This is a genomic window from Microbacterium sulfonylureivorans (assembly GCF_003999995.1).
GTDB classification, from domain to species: Bacteria; Actinomycetota; Actinomycetes; order Actinomycetales; family Microbacteriaceae; genus Microbacterium; species Microbacterium sulfonylureivorans.
This window is the reverse complement of record NZ_RJAD01000001.1, coordinates 193,655-213,009: the sequence shown is the minus strand read 5'-3', so window position 1 is coordinate 213,009 and position 19,355 is coordinate 193,655. Positions and strand designations below refer to the sequence as shown.

Here is a 19,355-nt window from a genome sequence, read left to right as displayed (position 1 = left end):
GGGGAAGGCGGCGCGGGCGCGCCGTGCCTCGCACGCTAGAGCGGGAGGATGCCGCGCGGCATCCGCGGGAACCCTGATACGTGGTTCCCCCTATGCCCCGTCAGCCCGCGACGGGCTGACGGTCGCGGGCGATCCGATGCGCCTGCACCGTGAGGGCCACCCGGGACGGCACCGCGAGCTTCGAGAAGACGCGGCCGAGGTGCACCTCGACGGTCCGCACCGAGACGAACAGCCGAGCGGCGACCTCGCGATTGGAGTGCCCCTGCGCGACGAGCAGTGCGACATCCTGCTCCCGCTCGGTGAGTATCTCGCTCCAGGCGTCGCGGCACGCTCGTTCGACCTCGTCGTCGAGGTCATCCCCCGGCGCGGCGCCGGGGGTGCGGGCGAGCGGGGTCGCGGCGGCGGGGCCGCTCACCGGGATCGGGCGCGTCAGCACCGAGACAGGTGCTTCGGCCGGCAGCAGATCGAGGTCCGCGTCGCATGCTGCGCGCCAGACGGATGCTCCCGCCGCATCGAAGAGGCCGGATGCCGCGAGCAGGTGCGCCCGCGCTGCCTCGAGGTCGCCCTGCGCCGCCCGCGCGCGACCGACGACCATCTCCGTGCGTGCGCGCTCGTACGGCGAGGCGAGCAACCGGCACGCGTCGGCCGCCGCCCGGGTCGCAGCGACGACGTCGGCGGGGGTTGCGACCATGACCCGGGCCCGCGCGATCACGGCCCGGCGCTGGAGGGACGACATCCCCGCGACGCTCTGCTCCAGCCTTTCGGCGGCGACCCTCGCCTCTTCGATGCGGCCGGTCGCCGCCCACACGGTCGACTCGTCGAGACCGGGCAGGCGCAGCCCGGCGGCCCCGCGCGAAGCGCCGTCCGCAGCGAGGGAGAGGAGCGTCGCCGCCTCGGTCATCCGGCCCTCGAGGTAGGCGGTGATCGCGCGATCGACGAGCAGCCCTCCGCGCAGCGCCCGCGCGTGGGGAGTGGGGTGGGTGTCCTCGAGCGCGAGCGAGGTGGCGAGCGAGGTGCCGTCGGTGCAGACGTCGAGCCGGCGCGCGAGCGCGACGGCGAGACCCGAGTACGGCAGTCCGACCGGCACGACGAGCGAGGCATCCGCCAGCTCCGCCCGGGCCCGTGCGAGATCTCCCGACCAGAACTCGACCAGGGCGATGGCGACGCGGCGGTGCGCCTCGGCGAGCGGAGCCGCTCGCGTCTGACCGAGGTCCACCGTCCACGGCGATGCGCCGCCCATGGTCGCGCCGGCGCCCCCCTGAAGCGCTCCCAGCGCGTGCTCGCAGCGATCGGAGCCAGCCAGCTCGATCGCGTGCGCGATGCGTCCGTAAGATCCCGCGGTGCCGTCGTCACGGTCGTCGTCCCCCGGCTCGTGCACGGGTCGGGGTGACGGCGCGGTGTCGCGGAACAGGTCGCACCACGCGTGCGCCCACGACGGACGCTCCGTGCTGTCCGCACGGTCCGCTAGCCCCCCGGCGAGCGCGAGCAGGTCCGCGGCGTCGGCATCGTGGCCGCGCTCGGCGTGGAGGCACGCCGCCAGGGCCAGAGCCCGCGAGACGTGGTCCGCCGAGTCGGACGCCGAAGGTGGAGTGTCCCGCAGACGCGCCACGTGGCGGCCGATGTCGCCGTCGGGGACATTGCCCTCGCTGAGCGTCACGGCGTGGACGAACGCGGGGAGCGCGCGGGCGGCGATGTCGTCGGGGCCGACCACGGGTCCGCGCAGCCATTCCACGGCATCGTCCACGAGGCCGGCGTCCAGCGCGGCCTCTCCCGCAGCGATGTGGGCGAAGAGCCGCTCGTCGCCCGAGGCATGGCTCGCCGCCTCCCGTGCGACGGAGTGGGCCCATTCCGCCGCGCCGCACCGGCGTGCGACGTCGGCCAGGTCGAGCAGCGGCGCGACCAGCGACGCATCTCCCTCGAGTGTGCTGAGGGACTCGTGCCACACGGCCAGGCGGGCGTCGCCGGCGGCGCGGTACGCCTGGGCGAGCGCGGCGTGCACGTCGGTGCGCTCGGCGAGGGTGGCGGCGGCATGCACGTGGATGCGGGCGCGGGGGTCGGCGAACGCCACGCGGCCGGCGGCCACCTCGACGTGCGGGGCCGCCCCGCCGGCGAGAGCGTCGGCCATGGTGAGGCCCGCTGCCGCGAGCACCACGTCGACGCGGCCGTCGACGCTCACCGAGACCGCCTGCAGGAGACGCCGCTCCGCGTCGGCGAGCCGGTCGAGATGGGAGAAGACGGCGGTGACCGCGGGCACCGGGGGGAGCGGGTCGGGAAGGGCGGACAGACCCGCGCGCTGCGCCGGCGTGAGAAGCGACGTCACCTGCGCGATGGCTTCCTGGTCGTCCGCGAGTGCCGTGCACAGGCGCATCGCGACGTGCGGGGCGACGGGACGGGCGGTGCGTCGCAGCATGCTCAGGACCGAGACCGCTGCCGCAGCGGGAGTGCTCGCACTCGTCACCGTCATCACCGCATCGCACCTCCGTGAGGGTCTGCGTCGACCCCGGCGCCGATTATGTTACCAACCCTTACAAAGTAGTCCACCACGGCGTTGTTGCGGTTGTGTATCGACCGCGGCACGGCTCCGTGACGGGTGCGCATCACTCGCGATCTCGGGTCGTCGCCACCAGGATGTCGTGAAGGGCGGCGACGGCGATCCCCGGCGCCGCGACGCCCGCGACGAAGCCGTCCGGCCGTACGAGGTACAGTCGGTCGGCGGCGAGGCGGCCGAACGGGTCGCGCGCATGTGACTGGGGGGCGATCCCGAGCGCCTGCGCCGCGCGCTCGACGATCGGTCGGTCCACGCCGTACCCGTGAAGCTGCCAGGTGAACGCGCGCAGCGAGTCGAAGTTGTCGCCCGTCCAGGGCAGTCGACGACCGAGCACGGCGTCGCGCCGGCGGGCGCCGGGCATCCGGTAGCGGATCCGCGTCTGCGACAGGTAGCCGTACAGACGTTCGCCGCGCGCGGCGCGGGGGAGGAGGCGCACGGCGGGCGGTCCGACGAGCGGCACCACCCGCGTGCGGACGAAGTGGGCGATCGCTCCGCGCGAGGTGATCCGGGAGAACAGGGCATCGGTCGTGCGGACGAGGCGCGCCGCCACGGGCCGGCGTTCGTGCTCGTACTCGTCGAGCATCGACTCGGGCGCCTCGCCGGAGATCACCTGCGCGAGCTTGCATGCGAGGTTGTGGGCGTCCTGGAGACCGGTGTTCATGCCCTGGGCGCCGACCGGGGAGTGCACGTGCGCCGCGTCCCCCACAAGGAAGACCACCCCGTCGCGGAAGCGCGCGGCGAGTCGGTGGTGCGTGCGGTACCTCGAGAACCACGCCGATCGCGCGTAGTGGACGCCGAACCTTGCCGCGAGCATCCGCTTCACGCGCTCCTCGACCGCCGCGTCGGTGGCGTCGTCGGAGTCGTCCGCGATCCCGAGGAGTCGGTGGTGACCCTTCTCGCCCATCGGGAAGGCCAGCAGGAGGTCGTCGCCCTCGATCCGCAGGTTGACGCCTTCCTCGACGAGCCCACTCGCATCGAGGGCGTCGGCGACGAAGTACGACAGCGGGCTGGTCGTGCCCTCGAAGGGGATGCCTCGGATCCTCCGCACCGTCGATGAGGTGCCGTCCGCACCGATCAGCCAGTCGGCCTCCACGACGGTCCTGCCCTCCGGACCCGCGACCTTCGCGGCGATCGGTGCCCGGCCGGGCGGGTCGAGCGACACGAGCTGGTGCTCCCACAGGATCGTGCCGCCGAACGAGAGGAACGCGTCGCGGAGGATGCGCTCGTTGCGGCTCTGCTCGAGCACGAAGACGCCGGGAAAGGGCGTGACGGTGCGCCCCAGGTCGGACAGGGGCACCGATCCGAACACGCGTCGCCCGTACCCCGGGCGGATCGCCGGTGCCGGGGTCGCCTCGTCGAGGACGCGCGGCGCCAGTCCGAGCTGGTCGTACAGTTCGAGTGACCGCGCCTGCAGTGCCAGGGCGCGCGATTCGCGCGTCGGTCCTTCCTTGCCGTCGATCACGACGACCCGCGCGCCGAGGCGGGCGAGGCAGGTCGCCGCCATGAGCCCGCTCGGACCTGCGCCCACGACGATCACGTCGGCGGAGGCATCCATTCCCCCACTCTGGCACCGTCCGGCGTGAACCGTCAGCCGTGCATGGGCCCCTGTCGCCCCTAGGCTCGAACGGTGATGACCGTGACCCTGCACGACGACGCGGTGCTGCGCGAGGCGCGCCCCGGCGACGAGGTCGGCATTCTGCGCCTCATCCACGCCCTCGCCGTCTACGAGCGAGAGCCGGACGCCGTCGAGAACACCGTCGAAGCCCTGACGGAGAGCCTGTTCGGAGCGGATCCGCGGGTGTTCACCCACGTGGTGGAGCGCCACGGGACGATCGTCGGCATCGCCATGTGGTTTCTGACCTATTCGACGTGGACCGGTCGTCATGGGATCTGGCTGGAGGACCTCATCGTCGACGCGGAGCAGCGGGGCCGAGGGTACGGGCGGGCGCTCATCGCGTCGCTCGCGGCTGTCTGCGTGGAGCGCGGATACTCGCGCCTCGAGTGGACGGTGCTGGACTGGAACGCGCCGTCGATCGCGTTCTATCGATCACTCGGCGCTGTTCCGATGGACGAGTGGACGACCCAGCGGCTGGCGGGCGACGACCTCGCCGCGCTCGCAGGGTCTGCGGGCTGATCGAAAGGCGCTCGCCGTGTCGGTGAGCCCGTGCCGGCCCGACCTCCTCGGCAGCCGGGGCTTGTGGCGCGACGGGTCGCTCGGGATGATCTGAGTCGTGACCACCCCGCAGAGCGACGGGCCGGATGCCGCGTCCCCGGCGAAGGTGCCGCCGCGATGGTTCCTCCGCTCGGCGCGGTCGGCCGACGGACGCGAGGCATCGTGAGGGCGGCCCGCGACCGGTCTTCCCGACGCACGGCGTCTACGCGGCCCAGCCGCGGGCGACACCTGTTCTCACGCTCGACGGTGATCACGCTGGCGATCGCGTGGAGCACGACGATCGTGTTCCTCACCGTCGGGCACGAATGGGTGACCCACCCGGCGAACGCTGCCGTCGCCGTCGCCTGCTTCGTGATGATCCTCGGCGCGATCATGGTCGCCGCGTTCGGCGTCGTCCGTCACGCGGAGCACCTGGCGGAGACGGTCGGAGAGCCGTTCGGCACGCTGATCCTCACGCTGACCGTCGTCGTGATCGAGGTCGTGCTGATCGCCTCGATCATGCTCGGCCCCGGGGGATCGGCCACGATCGGCCGGGACTCCCTGTTCGCGGTCATGATGATCATCGTCAACGGCGTGCTCGGCCTCACCATCCTCCTGGGGGCGCTGAGGTTCGGCCCGCAGCGCTACAACATGGAGGGCGCGTCGATCTACCTGGCGATGATCGCGGCGCTGTCGCTGTGCACGCTCGTACTGCCCAGCTTCCTCAGCTCCACGGATGACGGCAGCCTCGTTCCGCTGCAGTCGATCGGCCTCGCGCTGCTGTCGGCCGCGCTGTACGCCTTCTTCCTCTTCATGCAGACCGGCACCGACCGGGCGCTCTACCTTCAGCCCCTTCCCGAGCCTTCCGTCGACCGGACGCCGCCAGGACCGGCGGAGCGGGAGAAGGCCTCCGCCGGCGAGCTCACGGCGCGCACGGTGCTGCTCGTCGCCACGGTGCTGCCGATCGTCCTGCTCGCCCACGACCTCGGGATCCTGGTGGACCGCGGCATCGAGATCACCGGAGCCCCCGTCGCTCTCGGCGGCGTGATCATCGCGATCATCGTGTTCACGCCCGAGGCGATCACCGCCGTCCGCGCAGCGCTGGCCGACGAGAATCAGCGGGCGCTCAACCTCGGTCTCGGCGCGTTCGTCTCGACCGTGGGGCTGACCATTCCCGCGATCCTCGTGATCGGGCTGGTCACCGGTCAGCCCGTCATACTCGGAGAGTCGCCCGCCAACATGGTGCTCATCTGCATCACCCTCGTGATGACCCTGATCACCTACTTCGCACCGCGGACCACGGCGGTCCACGGCGCGGTGCACCTCATGCTCTTCGGCGTCTACGGAATCCTCCTGTTCGCGCCCTGAGTCTCCTGCGGGCCGGAGCGACGATCGTCGCTGCGCACCCTGGTGACGGCTCCGACCGCGAAGCTAGGGTCGAGATCATGACCGATGCCGACGCCTCGCTCCCGTTCTCCGACACCCGCGACTTCGATGACGCCTCGCGCGGCTTCATCGGCCGCCTCGATCCGAACGTCGTTCGCAACGCGGAAGGCCGAGTCGTCTGGGACAACGACTCCTTCGCATTCCTGAAGGGCGACGCTCCGCCCACCGTGCATCCCAGCCTGTGGCGCCAGTCGCAGCTGGTCGCGATGGACGGGCTCTTCCAGGTCACCGACGGCATCTATCAGGTGCGCGGCCTCGACCTCTCCAACATCTCGTTCATCGAGGGCGACACCGGCGTGATCGTGATTGACCCGCTCATCTCCGTGGAGACCGCGGCCGCGGCCATCGGCCTGTATCGCAGCCACCGTGGCGATCGTCCGGTGTCGGCGGTCATCTACACCCACAGTCACGTGGACCACTTCGGCGGGGTGAAGGGGGTCGTCAGTCAGGAGGAGGTGGATGCCGGCATCCCGGTCATCGCTCCCGAAGGCTTTCTCGAGCACGCCATCGCGGAGAACGTCTACGCCGGCACGGCGATGGCGCGCCGCGCCGGCTACATGTACGGCGCCGTCCTCCCACGGGGTCCGGAGGGCAGCGTGGGCGCCGGACTCGGCCAGAGCCCGTCGCAGGGAACCGTCTCGCTCATCGCGCCGACCGACTACGTCTCGAAAACGGGGGAGGAGCGCACGCTCGACGGCGTGCGCATCGTCTTCCAGATGGCGCCCGGCACCGAGGCGCCCTCCGAGATGCACTTCTACTTCCCCGACCGCAAGGCCCTGTGCATGGCCGAGAACGCCACCCACACCCTGCACAACCTGCTCACCCTCCGTGGCGCGCTCGTCCGGGACCCCCACATCTGGGCGCAGTACCTCAGCGAGGCGATCGAGACGTGGGGCGACGAGGCCGAGGTCGTGTTCGCCTCCCACCACTGGCCCACGTGGGGGCGCGACGACATCCTGGAGTTCCTCGGACTGCAGCGCGACCTGTACGCGTATCTGCACGACCAGACCCTCCGGCTGATCAACAAGGGCCTGACGGGTTCCGAGATCGCGGAGGAGTTCCGGATGCCTCCGGCCCTCGAAGCCGCCTGGCACACGCACGGCTACTACGGCTCGGTCAGCCACAACGTGAAGGCGATCTATCAGCGCTACATGGGCTGGTACGACGGCAACCCGGCGCGGCTCTGGCAGCACACGCCCGAGGCCGCGGCGACCCGCTACGTCGAGTTCATGGGCGGTGCGGATGCCGTCGTCGAGAAGGCGCGCGCGTCGTTCGAGTCCGGCGACCTCCGCTGGACTGCCCAGGTGCTCGACCATGTCGTGTTCGCCGAGCCCGACCACGTCGGGGCCAAGGCGCTGCTCGCCGAGGCGCTCACCCGACTCGGGTTCGGTTCGGAGAACGGCACCTGGCGCGCCGCGTTCCTCGCCGGAGCGCAGGAGCTCACGACGGGCAACTTCGGCACCCCGACCGCGACCAGCTCCGCCGACATCCTCGGGGCGCTCCCGCCGGAACTGCTCCTCGACGCCATCGCGATCCAGATCGACGGACCGAAGGCCTGGGACCTCGACATCGCGACGCGGTGGCACTTCCCCGACACCGGTCAGACCTTCCGCGTCACGTTGCGAAACGGCGTCTTCGTCGTCGTCGAGAACGGCAAGGGCGACGTGACGTTGACGCTCACCGCGCCACAGTCGTCGATCGCCGGGATCGCGTCGGGCGACGTCGCGGCGGCGCTGGCTGCGGGCCTCACCCTCGACGGCGATGCGTCGGTGCTGCAGACGGTTCTCGGTGTCCTCGACCCGGGCGATCCCGCGTTCGACATCGTCCTGCCCTGACGGATCCCGTCAGACCATCCGGACTAGGGCGTGATGACGTCGCCCGAGTCTCGCCGGTACACCAGCCGCAGTTCGACACCGTCCTCGGTGGGCCTGCTGTACACCCAGACGGGTCGCCAGTCCAGTGGGGTCGGACCGAGCTGAGTCGGCTGTTCGGACAGCCCCATCTGCTCGACGAGTTGATGAGCCTTCTGACCTTCGGCCGGACGAATCGTCACGTACGTCGTGACCCTGTCGTTCGAGCGTTCGATCCGAGGTTCTCCCACGATCGCTGCGCCTGCCGGCGCCGTGATCAGCCACGACGGCGGCACGGCGTCCTTCGTGGTCCAAAGTCCGAGGACCTGGCAGATGACGTAGCCGCCGACGATGATCAGGGCGATCGTCCACGCGATGATGCGTCGGTCCTTCGTGTCCAGGGGCCGCGGCGCGCCCTCGGCGTCGGTGTGGTCGTGTGCCGTCAACAGGGTCTCCCTCGCTCCCGCCCCTCCATGCGTCGCTGCGCGCCGCTCGGAGGCTCCGGCGGGTGGGGGCCGGCACGATGCGAAACGGCCGCCCCTTCGGGACGGCCGTTTCGTCTTGTGCCCCCGACAGGAATCGAACCTGCGACCTTTGGTACCGGAAACCAACGCTCTATCCCCTGAGCTACGGAGGCGTGCCGATCGAGATTACCACCCGGAGAGGGCGTCGCCGTGCCGTCAAGGGGCGACGAGGTCCTCGTCGAGCGGGGCGTCGGCGATGACATCCGTCGCGTCGATCATGCCGTCGAGCGCCTGCGCGACCCGCTCGGCGAGGTAGGCATGGCCGTCCGTGGACGGATGGTCGCGTCCGGTCGGACCCGTGTCGATCACGTCGAGGTAGTTCGCCTCGGTGATCCAGCCCTCGGCGAGGGGGGAGATGTACCACCAGCCGCGCGCATCGGCGAGCTCGGCGAGGTCGCGGTCGATCCGCGCGGTGGCGGGCTCGACGGGGAGCACCTGCGGCGACGGGCCGAGGATGACGATGGCCGCCTCGGGATAGAGCGACTGGAGTGCGTTCCATACGCCGGTCACGGCATCCCGATACCCCTCCGCCGGCAGTCGGCGGTCGTTGATCGAGCCCTCGACGATGATCAGATCGGGGTCGAGGGCGGGGTCGAGGGCGGCGACGCGCTCTGAGTACGAGCCGCCGTCGAGTCCGGGCTTGAGGTAGCCGCTGCCGCGGACGCCGTCGACGATGGTCTCCCACCCCAGGTCGTCGCCGAGGCGGTAGGCGAAGCCGAGCGTCGGGACGATCGCGGCGGAGCCGTAGACCCACGAGTCGCCGAACACGAGCAGACGCGGCTCGTCGGGCAGTTCGAGCGCCGCCGGCACGACCACCGCGGCCGACTCCTCTTCTGCGGCGACGGGAGCCGAGGGCGTCACGCCCCACGGTCGCCACACCCCGAGCGCGCACACGGCGGCGACGGCGAGCGCGGCGCCGACGAGCGGCAGCCACGGACGCCGTGCGCGGGGGCGTCCGGGCGCGTGCATGGAGAGAGGGTACGTCACGAATCCCCGCCTCCTCGCAATCGCGTGGAAACGTGTGGAAACGCCGAGCGAATCCTGAGCGATCGGCGCGATCGCGGGGCCTCTGCGGGCCTCTGTGCACACGCGCAGGAAGCGGCCTCTCCGGCATGCGAGGATACTTCGGTGCAACGCGTCGTGACCGCCGAACTGGACCTCGATCTGGGGTCGTCCGTCGACCTCATCTTCCAGATCTCGGCGGCCCAGGCGGTGCCCCTGGTCAGTGAGCAGCTGACGTTCACGCAGGGCGAGCGCGTGTACACGCCGACGGAGATCGTCGACCAGTCGGGCAGCCGTCTGCATCGCCTGATGGGCGAGTCCGGCCGGCTCGAAGTGCGCTACGAGGCGACCGTCGAGGGTCAGGCCGCCACGAGCCGCACGAGCGACCTCGAAGCCATCACCTACCTGCGCCCGAGCCGGTACTGCCAGTCCGACGAGGTCTTCCAGCAGGCCCGTCGTCAGTTCAAGGGGCTGCAGGGGCACGACCTCATCGCGGCGGTGTCCGAGTTCGTTGCGACGAGCACCACGTACACGCCCGGTCTCAGTCAGGGCACCGACAGCGCGGTGACGACCCTGATGACGGGGCAGGGCGTCTGCCGCGACTACGCGCACGTCGTGATCGCGCTGCTGCGCGCCATGGACATGCCGGCGCGATACGCCGCGTGCTTCGCTCCCGGCCTCCAGCCGATGGACTTCCACGCCGTCGCCGAGGCGTATCTCGACGGCGCCTGGTACGTCATCGACGGCACGCGCCTGGCGAATCGCCGCTCGCTCGTGCGCATCGCGACGGGGCGGGATGCCGCGGACTGCGCCTTCCTCAGCTACCACGGCGGCTACGTCGGGCTCCAGCGGATGCGCGTCGACGCGTGGGTGGTTCCGGACGACCTGGAGGGGGCAGGCGGGCTCGGCGCGACGACGCTGGACGGGCTCGAGACGCCGGCCGCGGCATCCGATCCCTCCGCGGACGACTTCCTCGAGCTCGTGCAGCTCGCCTGAGCAGTAGTATCAGTTCTTGTTTATATCAGTGAAGGCTGATATAAATGGGCTGTGCACGCCCTCGACATCCTCGGCGATCCCGTCCGCAGACGTCTGATCGAACTGCTCGCCCACGGCGATCAGTCGTCCGGAGCGCTCACCGACGTCGTCCGCGCCGAGTTCGGGATCAGCCAGCCGGCCGTCTCGAACCACCTCCGCGTGCTGCGCGACGCGGGGTTCGCGCGCAGCGTCCCCGCGGGGTCGCGGCGAATCTACTCGCTGTCCGGCGACCGCATGACCGAGGCGCAGGCCTGGGTCGACGAGCAGCTGGGCTTCTGGACCAATCGCCTCGACGCGCTCGACACCGAGCTGCTGCGGGGCCGCAAGGAGGAACGATGAACGCCGCAGACCCCTTCGTGCGCGCTCTGACAGGCGACGGATCCGCCCAGGCGATCACGCTGATCCGCACCTTTCGGGCGCCGGTCGCCGAGGTGTGGGACGCGATCACGGCTCCCGAGCGCATCGCCCGGTGGTACGGCACGATAACCGGGCCGACGCCGTCGCGTCCGGGTGACTCCTTCATGGTCGACCTCGGGGGAGGGATGCTCCGCCGTGCCGTGCTGGAGAGCTGCGACGCGCCGCAAGGGCTGACGTACACCTGGTGGTCCGGCGACGACGACCCCGGCCTCGTGCGCATCCGCCTCGATCCCGACGGCGCCGGAACGCGGCTCACCGTGCAGCACGACCGGCTGCGCCCGCATCGGATGCTCCAGTACGGCGAGGGGTGGGAGCAGAACCTCGTCGCCCTCGCGGAGGTCGTCGGCGCACAGGTCGAGGACGCCGGTGGACGGGCCCCCCGGCGATGGGAGCTGCTGCGCGCGCACCCGCTGGTGCTCGAGCGCGTGATCGAGGCACCCGTGCGCGCCGTGTGGGATGCCTGGGCGGGCGCCGACGGCCTCTCCGCCTGGTGGTGGAATCACTGGGACGACGTGGCGATCGTGGCGGACGTCCGCCCCGGGGGGCGCTACCGGATCGAGGCATCCCGCCACGGGATCGCGGTCTCGGGCGAGTACCTCGCCGTCGAGCCCGAACGGCGGCTCGCCTTCACGTGGGTATGGAGCGACGCCGACGGCGACTCCCGCGACGAAGCGGTCGACGTGGCGTTCGAGGCGACCGGCGACGGCGCCACCGCAGTGACGGTGCGTCACACCGGACCGTGGGACGACGACGCGCCGGCGGACTCGTACCGCCAGGGGTGGGACTTCGTGCTGGCCGAGCTCGCCGGGCGCCTCGGCTGACGGAAGGCGCCCCCGCCACGCGAACTAGACTGGTGCGGTTATGAATCCCGAAGCCCTCTCCGCCGCTCTGCTCGCCGTCGTCGCCCCTCTCGCCGAGGCGCGACGCCCCGGTGCGGGCGATGGCCTGACGGCTGCCGACCTGCCGCTCGACCGACCGAAGAACCGCGATCACGGCGACTGGGCGTCCAACGCCGCCCTCAAGCTCGCCAAGGTGGTCGGTGCGAACCCGCGCGAGTTCGCCGGCGAGATCGCCGCCGGTCTCGAGTCCATCGACGGCGTTGCGAGCGTGGAGGTCGCCGGTCCCGGCTTCATCAACATCCGGCTCGATGCCGCCGCCGCCGGCGCACTCGCGAAGACGATCGTCGACGCCGGCGTCGCGTTCGGCACCAACGACACCCGAAGCGACGAGATCATCAACCTCGAGTTCGTCTCGGCGAACCCGACCGGACCGATCCATCTCGGCGGCACCCGGTGGGCCGCCGTGGGTGACTCGCTCGCCCGCATCCTCTCGGCGCAGGGCGCGCAGGTCACGCGCGAGTACTACTTCAACGACCACGGCGCCCAGATCGACCGGTTCGCGCGCAGCCTCGTCGCCGCGCACGCGGGTGAGCCGACGCCCGAGGACGGCTACGGCGGCGGCTACATCGTCGACATCGCACGACGGGTCGCGCTCGCCTACGACGGCGACATCGACGCCCTCGACGCCGACGCCAAGCAGGAGGCGTTCCGCTCGCTCGGCGTGGGCTTCATGTTCGACGAGATCAAGAAGAGCCTCCACGACTTCGGCGTCGACTTCGACGTCTACTTCCACGAGAACGACCTGCACGAGTCGGGCGCCGTCGCGCGGGCCGTCGATCGCCTCCGCGAGCAGGGTCACATCTTCGAGGACGAGGGCGCGGTGTGGCTGCGCTCGACGACATTCGGCGACGATCGCGATCGCGTGGTCATCCGATCGAACGGCACGCCGGCGTACATCTCGGGCGACCTCGCGTACTACCTCGACAAGCGCGAGCGCGGCTTCAATCGCTGCATCATCATGCTCGGCGCCGACCACCACGGCTACGTGCAGCGCATGATGGCGATGTGCGCCGCGTTCGGCGACGAGCCGGGCGTCAACCTGCAGATCCTCATCGGGCAGATGGTGAACCTCGTGAAGGACGGCCAGCCGATGCGCATGTCCAAGCGCGCCGGGACCGTCGTCACGCTCGAGGATCTCGTCGAGATCGTCGGCGTCGATGCCGCTCGCTACGCGCTCGTGCGCAGTTCCGCGGACTCGAACCTCGACGTCGATCTCGACGTCCTGCAGAAGCGCACCAACGACAACCCGGTCTTCTACGTGCAGTACGCGCACGCCCGCACGCACAACGTCGGGCGAAACGCCGCGGCATCCGGTGTCGACCGCTCCGAGTTCGCGCCCGAGCTCCTCGTGCACGAGACCGAGTCGGCGCTCCTCGGGGCGCTGCAGGAGTTCCCGCGAACGGTCGCGTTCGCCGCCGAGGTGCGCGAGCCCCACCGCGTCGCCCGGTACCTCGAGGAGCTCGCGGGCCTTTACCACCGCTGGTACGACAATTGCCGGGTGATCCCGCTCGGCGACGAGCCCGTCGAGGCGGTGCACCGCACCCGCCTGTGGCTGAACGACGCCACCGGTCAAGTGCTGCGCAACGGGCTCGACCTGCTGGGCGTGAGCGCGCCGGAGCGGATGTAGCCGTGAGTGCTGACGACCAGGCCACACAGCAGCTGCCCGACTGGGAGCACACCCAGGCGCCCAAGCGCCGGTGGTGGCCGTGGCTGGTCGCCTTCGCCATCGTCGTGGTCCTGGCGATCGTCGCCTGGTTCGCCGCCGAGGCCATCGCCCGCGACCTCGTCTCGCGCACGATCGAGGGCGAGGTCAGCGAGCGGCTGTCGCTGCCGGCCGACCACGAGGTCGACGTCGAGGTTGCGGGGATGATGATCCCGCAGCTCATCGGCGGGAGCCTGACCGAGGTGACCGTGTCGTCCGACGACGTGCCCGTCGGTGCGTTCGAGGGAGACGTGACGATCACGGCGACCGATGTGCCGATCCGCGAAGGCGCCGACATGGGCGGTGCCACCGCGACGGTCACGCTCGACGAGGCCCAGCTCCAGGGGCTCCTTTCGACGATCGACGGATTCCCCGCCGAGTCGGTCGGCCTCGCCGAGCCCGACGTCACGATGGCGACCGAGCTTCAGGTCTTCGGCGTGGGGTTCCCCGTCGGGGTCTCCATGACTCCATCGGTGACGGACGGCGATATCGTGCTCACGCCGACGTCGTTCGAGCTCGCGGGCGCCCAGATCGACGCCGGGCAGCTCTCGCAGCAGTTCGGCGCGCTCGCCGACGTGGTGGTGCGCGACTGGACCGTGTGCCTCGCGCAGTACATCCCCGCCGGCGTGACGATGACGGATGTGCGCGTGGACGGCGACGTGCTGGTCGCGGATGCCGACGTGGACGGCGCGATCGTGAACGACCCCGCGCTCCAGGCGAACGGCACCTGCGGCTGACGCATTTCGCCCGCCGTCACACATCACGGAGGCGGCATGGGCTGTGCCCTAGACTGCAAGGACCGCCCGGCGCGTGAACTCTCCGGCCGCGGCATTCGCGCCGATCCGGTCGTCCGGGCGGCCCAGCGCCGAAGCTCGAACCGATTGGTCCTCCCCGTGTCCGCCCCTTCGCAGTCCCGCACCCTGGCACCGGCATGGCTCGTCGAGCCGGACGACGCCAACGCGCTCGCTCCGCTCGTGTGGCCGGCCAACGCGGTGCGCGACGACGACGGCGCGCTCCGCCTCGGCGGCATCGCCGCGACCGATCTCGCCGACCGCTTCGGCACGCCGCTGTGGGTCCTCGACGAAGACGAGGTGCGCGCCACGGCGCGGCGCACGCTCGACGCCTTCCGTGCCGCGGCCGCGCTCCACGGCGTGCAGGCGCGCGTCTACTACGCGGGCAAGGCGTTCCTCAGCTCCGAGGTGGTCCGCTGGGTGACCGACGAGGGTCTCGCCGTCGACGTCTGCACCGGCGGCGAGCTCGCTCTCGCGCTGGCGGCCGGCGCCGACCCCGCGCGGCTCGGCTTCCACGGCAACAACAAGAGCGTCGCCGAGCTCGAGGCCGCAGTCTCGGCCGGCGTCGGCTCGATCGTCATCGACAGCCTCATCGAGATCGAGCGCCTCGCCGCGATCGTCGGCCGTCGTGGTGTGCGCCAGTCCGTTCTGCTGCGGGTGAACAGCGGAGTCCATGCCGAGACGCACGACTTCCTCGCGACGGCGCACGAAGACCAGAAGTTCGGCTTCACGCTCACGGATGCCCCGGCCGCCGTCGCTCGTATCCGCGAGCTCGACGGCCTCGAGTTCGTGGGCCTCCATTGCCACATCGGCTCGCAGATCTTCGGCACCGCCGGGTTCGAGGAGTCGGCGTCGCGCATCGTCGAGCTCCACGCCGAGCTTCGCGAGGGAGGGGAGATGCCCGTCCTCAACCTCGGGGGCGGTTTCGGCATCGCCTATACCTCTGTCGACGATCCGACGCCGATCGAGCAGCTCGCCGTCGGCATCGCCGAGGCCGTCGCCCGCCAGTGCTCCGTGCGCGGCATCCCGATGCCGAACCTGGCGTTCGAGCCCGGCCGGGCCATCGTCGGCCGTGCCGGGGTGACACTGTACGAGGTCGGCACGACCAAGCCGGTCGAGGTCGACGGCGGCGCGCAGCGCCTGTACGTCAGCGTCGACGGCGGCATGAGCGACAACGCGCGTCCCGCGCTCTACGGCGCCGAGTTCTCGGCGCGGATCGCGTCCCGCGCGAGCACGGCGGCGCCGGCGCTCGTCCGGGTGGTCGGAAAGCACTGCGAGTCCGGCGACGTGGTCGTCGACGCCGAGTACCTCCCCGGCGACGTCGCGCCCGGCGACCTGCTGGCCGTGCCCGCGACCGGGGCGTACTGCTTCTCGCTCGCGAGCAACTACAACTACGTCCCCCGCCCGCCGGTCGTGGCGCTGCGCGGGGGAGAGGCGCGGATCATCGTGCGCGGCGAGTCGATCGACGACCTGCTCGTGCGCGACGCCGGCCTCACCCGAACCACCACGGAAGGGATCGCATGACCGACTACCGCCGCCTCCGCGTCGCGCTTCTCGGCGCCGGCGCCGTCGGCTCCCAGGTCGCCGCACTGCTCCGGCAGCACGCGGACGAACTCGCCGACCGCGCAGGAGCGCGCCTCGAGCTCGTCGGGATCGCCGTGCGCGACCTCGACGCGCCCCGCGACGTCGAGCTCCCTCGCGAGCTGCTGACGACCGACGCCGAGTCGCTCATCGTGGGCGCCGACATCGTCATCGAGCTCATGGGCGGCATCGAGCCGGCGCGCAGCTATCTGCTGCAGGCGATCAACTCGGGCGCGGACGTCGTCACGGCGAACAAGGCGCTGCTGGCGACGTACGGCCCCGAGATCTTCGACGCAGCCGATCAGGTCGGCGCCGAGGTGTACTACGAGGCAGCCGCGGCCGGGGCGATCCCGATCATCCGGCCGCTGCGCGATTCGCTCGCCGGCGACCGCGTGCAGCGCATCATGGGGATCGTCAACGGGACGACGAACTACATCCTCGACCGCATGGACACCGAGGGCGCCGAGTTCCTCGACGTGCTCGGCGACGCCCAGCGGCTCGGCTACGCCGAGGCCGACCCCACCGCCGACGTCGAGGGCTACGACGCCGCGCAGAAGGCGGCGATCCTCGCGAGCCTCGCCTTCCACACGACGGTCCCCCTCGAGTCCGTCCACCGCGAGGGCATCACCGCGATCGACAAGTCGATGATGGATGCCGCGCGCCACGCCGGCTACGTCATCAAGCTCCTCGCCGTGTGCGAGCGGCTGAACGACGAGTCCGGCGAGGCGATCTCGGTCCGTGTCTACCCGGCCCTGATCGACCGGTCCCACCCTCTGGCGAGCGTGCACGGGGCCAACAACGCCGTCTTCGTGCAGGCCGAGGCCGCGGGCAACCTCATGTTCTACGGCGCGGGCGCCGGCGGCGTGCAGACCGCCTCCGCCGTGCTGGGCGACGTCGTCTCGGCGGCGCGCCGTCACATCGCGGGTGGCGTCGGCGTGGGCGAGTCCACGTTGGCCAACCTGCCGATCGTCCCGGTCGGACGCGTCACGACGCGCTACCAGATCACGCTCGAGGTCGACGATCAGCCGGGCGTGCTGGCGACGGTCGCGGGCACGCTGAGCGAGGGCCGCGTGTCGATCGCGACCGTCGAGCAGACCGTCGTTCAGGAGTCGAACGGCGCGCCCGGCGTCGCGCGGCTCGTGATCGGCACTCACAAGGCTTTGGAGCAGGACCTCAGCGAGACGGTCGACCGTCTCGCCGCGAGCGGCGTCGTCGAGCGCGTCGTCTCGGTTCTGCGTGTGGAAGGAGACTGAGATGGCACATGTCTGGCAGGGAGTCCTGCGCGAGTACGCGGATCGTCTGGGCGTCACGGATGCCTCGACCGTCGTCACCCTCGGCGAGGGCGGCACGCCGCTGCTGCCGGCCCCGTCGCTGTCGCGACGCACCGGTGCCGACGTCTGGGTGAAGTACGAGGGAATGAACCCGACCGGGTCGTTCAAGGACCGCGGCATGACCGTCGCCGTATCGCGTGCGATCGAGCACGGCGCGAAGGCCGTCATCTGCGCATCCACCGGCAACACGTCGGCCTCGGCGGCCGCGTATGCGGCGCATGCCGGGATCACCGCGGCCGTGCTCGTCCCCGAGGGCAAGATCGCGATGGGCAAGCTCAGCCAGGCGGTGGCGCACAACGGGCAGCTCATCCAGATCCGCGGCAATTTCGACGACTGCCTCGAGATCGCCCGCGAGCTCGCGGACAACTACCCCGTGCACCTCGTGAACTCGGTGAACCCCGATCGAATCGACGGTCAGAAGACCGCCGCGTACGAGGTCGTCGAGACGCTCGGCGACGGCCCCGACTTCCACTTCATCCCGGTCGGCAACGCCGGCAACTACACGGCCTACTCCCGCGGCTACCGCGAGGAGGTCGAGCGCGGCGTCTCCACGCGAGTCCCGCGCATGTTCGGCTTCCAGGCCGAGGGCTCGGCTCCGCTCGTGCGGGGCGAGGTCGTGAAGAACCCCGAGACGGTCGCCAGTGCCATCCGGATCGGCAACCCCGCGTCGTGGGATCTCGCGCTCGAGGCGCGGGACGCCACCGACGGCTACTTCGGCGCCATCGACGACACGCGCATCCTCGCAGCGCAGAAGCTGCTGGCCGCCGAGGTCGGCATCTTCGTCGAGCCCGCGTCGGCGATCAGCGTCGCCGGGCTCCTCGACCGCGTCGAGGCCGGCGTCGTGACCCCCGGTTCGCGCGTCGTGCTGACGGTCACCGGTCACGGCCTGAAGGACCCGCAGTGGGCCCTCCGCAACGCCGACGGCAGCCAGGTCGAGCCGACCGTGGTCGACGCGACGACGTCGGAAGTGGCATCCGTCCTGCATCTCGCCCGCGTGGAGACGCCCGCGTGAATGCAGGCGTCGCCCCGGCCCCGGGGCGTCGTGTCGTTGTCCGAGTGCCCGCGACGAGCGCGAACCTCGGTCCCGGCTTCGACACGCTCGGCCTCGCGCTGAGCGTGTACGACGAGCTCGACGTCACCGCCCTCCCCGAGGGCGAGCTCGAGATCGTCGTGTCGGGGCAGGGCGCGGCCGACGTGCCGCGCGACGCGTCGCACCTCGTCGTCCGCGCGATCGCGTACGCATACGAGTCGGTCGGGCGGCGTATGCCGGGGCTCCGGCTGCACGCGCACAACGTGATCCCGCACGGCCGTGGCCTGGGCTCGTCCGGCGCGGCGGTCGTGTCGGGCATCCTCGCGGCCAAGGGGCTTCTCGAGGGCGATGTCGAGTTCGGCCACGACACCCTGCTGCGCCTTGCGACCGAGCTCGAAGGACACCCCGACAACGTCGCGCCGGCCCTGTTCGGCGGCCTCACCATCGCGTGGGTCGATGAGCAGGGACCGCAGCACAAGAAGCTGCTCGTGCACCGCGGCGTCTCGCCGCTGGTGTTCGTGCCGGAGTTCACCATGTCGACCGAGGTCGCCCGCAGCCTGCAGCCCCTGCAGGTGCCCCGCGAGGACGCCGTGTTCAACGTGTCGCGCTCTGCTCTCCTCATCGCCGCGCTCACTCAGAGCCCTGAGCTGCTGCAGGCGGCGACCGAGGACAAGCTGCATCAGAACTACCGCGCGAGCGCCATGCCCGAGACCGACCGACTCGTCCGCGCGCTGCGCGGCGAGGGGTTCGCCGCGGTCGTGTCGGGCGCGGGACCGAGCGTGCTCGTGCTCGCCGACGGGCCCGGTCGCCGGCTCGAGGCCGCGGCCCTGGCGGGTTCGGTGACCGACACCCCGTGGGAGGCTCTCATGCTCGCCGTCGACTTCAAGGGTGGTACAGTGAGGGAGTACGCGGAGGGTTCCACGTAAGTCGTGAATCTGGCCTCCGTTCGCAATCTGCGAAACCCCGCACGACCCCCCATTTCCTGCTGACGGGCTTTGAGCGCCATCGCGGTTCTCGAGCCCATCGAAGGTCCTTGAGTTCGTCGAA

General features: G+C 71.1%; 16 protein-coding genes and 1 tRNA gene. 12 read left to right on the top strand and 5 right to left on the bottom strand.

Annotated features, from left to right (window positions below; translation table 11 throughout):
* Window positions 1–100 precede the first annotated feature (100 nt).
* Both EER34_RS01005 and EER34_RS01000 read right to left on the bottom strand, forming a co-directional pair.
* Complete coding sequence (locus EER34_RS01005; protein WP_127472727.1) at window positions 101–2,464, bottom strand: helix-turn-helix transcriptional regulator; 2,364 nt, start codon at window positions 2,462–2,464, stop codon at window positions 101–103.
* Window positions 2,465–2,597: 133 nt separating this feature from the next.
* Window positions 2,598–4,103 (bottom strand): FAD-dependent monooxygenase, encoded by a 1,506-nt coding sequence (locus tag EER34_RS01000; RefSeq protein ID WP_127472726.1) that lies wholly within the window; start codon window positions 4,101–4,103, stop codon window positions 2,598–2,600.
* Window positions 4,104–4,178: 75 nt separating this feature from the next.
* On the opposite strand from EER34_RS01000, the gene EER34_RS00995 reads away from it, so the two are divergent.
* The 3 genes from EER34_RS00995 to EER34_RS00985 all read left to right on the top strand — a co-directional run bounded on the left by EER34_RS00995 (window position 4,179) and on the right by EER34_RS00985 (window position 7,981).
* Entirely contained in the window at window positions 4,179–4,682 is a 504-nt protein-coding gene (locus tag EER34_RS00995; RefSeq protein ID WP_205791469.1) for a GNAT family N-acetyltransferase, read from the top strand.
* A 285-nt stretch (window positions 4,683–4,967) separates the two neighbouring features.
* A complete protein-coding gene (locus EER34_RS00990; RefSeq protein WP_205791301.1) occupies window positions 4,968–6,068 on the top strand; it encodes a calcium:cation antiporter in 1,101 nt (366 codons plus the stop codon).
* Between the two features lie 77 nt (window positions 6,069–6,145).
* Entirely contained in the window at window positions 6,146–7,981 is a 1,836-nt protein-coding gene (locus EER34_RS00985) for an alkyl/aryl-sulfatase (RefSeq protein WP_127472724.1), read from the top strand.
* 23 nt (window positions 7,982–8,004) lie between these two features.
* On the opposite strand, the gene EER34_RS00980 is transcribed toward EER34_RS00985, so the two are convergent.
* The 3 genes from EER34_RS00980 to EER34_RS00970 all read right to left on the bottom strand — a co-directional run bounded on the left by EER34_RS00980 (window position 8,005) and on the right by EER34_RS00970 (window position 9,489).
* The gene (locus tag EER34_RS00980; RefSeq protein ID WP_127472723.1) at window positions 8,005–8,442 is read right to left on the bottom strand and encodes a hypothetical protein; all 438 of its coding nucleotides are present in this window, start codon (window positions 8,440–8,442) and stop codon (window positions 8,005–8,007) included.
* Between the two features lie 118 nt (window positions 8,443–8,560).
* Window positions 8,561–8,633: transfer RNA gene (locus EER34_RS00975), tRNA-Arg, on the bottom strand.
* Between the two features lie 43 nt (window positions 8,634–8,676).
* Entirely contained in the window at window positions 8,677–9,489 is an 813-nt protein-coding gene (locus EER34_RS00970; RefSeq protein ID WP_127472722.1) for an SGNH/GDSL hydrolase family protein, read from the bottom strand.
* Window positions 9,490–9,648: 159 nt separating this feature from the next.
* On the opposite strand from EER34_RS00970, the gene EER34_RS00965 reads away from it, so the two are divergent.
* The 9 genes from EER34_RS00965 to thrB all read left to right on the top strand — a co-directional run bounded on the left by EER34_RS00965 (window position 9,649) and on the right by thrB (window position 19,234).
* A complete protein-coding gene (locus EER34_RS00965; protein ID WP_127472721.1) occupies window positions 9,649–10,518 on the top strand; it encodes a transglutaminase-like domain-containing protein in 870 nt (289 codons plus the stop codon).
* Window positions 10,519–10,569: 51 nt separating this feature from the next.
* On the top strand, window positions 10,570–10,896 hold the full coding sequence (locus tag EER34_RS00960; protein ID WP_127472720.1) for an ArsR/SmtB family transcription factor: 327 nt from the start codon (window positions 10,570–10,572) through the stop codon (window positions 10,894–10,896).
* Window positions 10,893–11,795, top strand: a complete 903-nt coding sequence (locus EER34_RS00955; RefSeq protein ID WP_127472719.1) for an SRPBCC family protein — start codon at window positions 10,893–10,895, stop codon at window positions 11,793–11,795. Before EER34_RS00960 ends, EER34_RS00955 begins: the two co-directional genes overlap by 4 nt.
* Before the next feature lie 40 nt (window positions 11,796–11,835).
* Complete coding sequence (gene argS, locus EER34_RS00950; RefSeq protein WP_127472718.1) at window positions 11,836–13,500, top strand: arginine--tRNA ligase; 1,665 nt, start codon at window positions 11,836–11,838, stop codon at window positions 13,498–13,500.
* Between the two features lie 2 nt (window positions 13,501–13,502).
* On the top strand, window positions 13,503–14,312 hold the full coding sequence (locus EER34_RS00945) for an LmeA family phospholipid-binding protein (RefSeq protein WP_127472717.1): 810 nt from the start codon (window positions 13,503–13,505) through the stop codon (window positions 14,310–14,312).
* Window positions 14,313–14,468: 156 nt separating this feature from the next.
* A complete protein-coding gene (gene lysA / locus EER34_RS00940; RefSeq protein WP_127472716.1) occupies window positions 14,469–15,890 on the top strand; it encodes a diaminopimelate decarboxylase in 1,422 nt (473 codons plus the stop codon).
* Entirely contained in the window at window positions 15,887–17,200 is a 1,314-nt protein-coding gene (locus tag EER34_RS00935) for a homoserine dehydrogenase (protein ID WP_127472715.1), read from the top strand. The genes lysA and EER34_RS00935 overlap by 4 nt, the downstream gene beginning before the upstream one ends.
* A gap of 1 nt (window position 17,201) precedes the next feature.
* Entirely contained in the window at window positions 17,202–18,290 is a 1,089-nt protein-coding gene (thrC, locus tag EER34_RS00930; protein ID WP_127472714.1) for a threonine synthase, read from the top strand.
* On the top strand, window positions 18,287–19,234 hold the full coding sequence (gene thrB, locus EER34_RS00925; RefSeq protein ID WP_127472713.1) for a homoserine kinase: 948 nt from the start codon (window positions 18,287–18,289) through the stop codon (window positions 19,232–19,234). The genes thrC and thrB overlap by 4 nt, the downstream gene beginning before the upstream one ends.
* The last annotated feature ends 121 nt before the right edge of the window (window positions 19,235–19,355 follow it).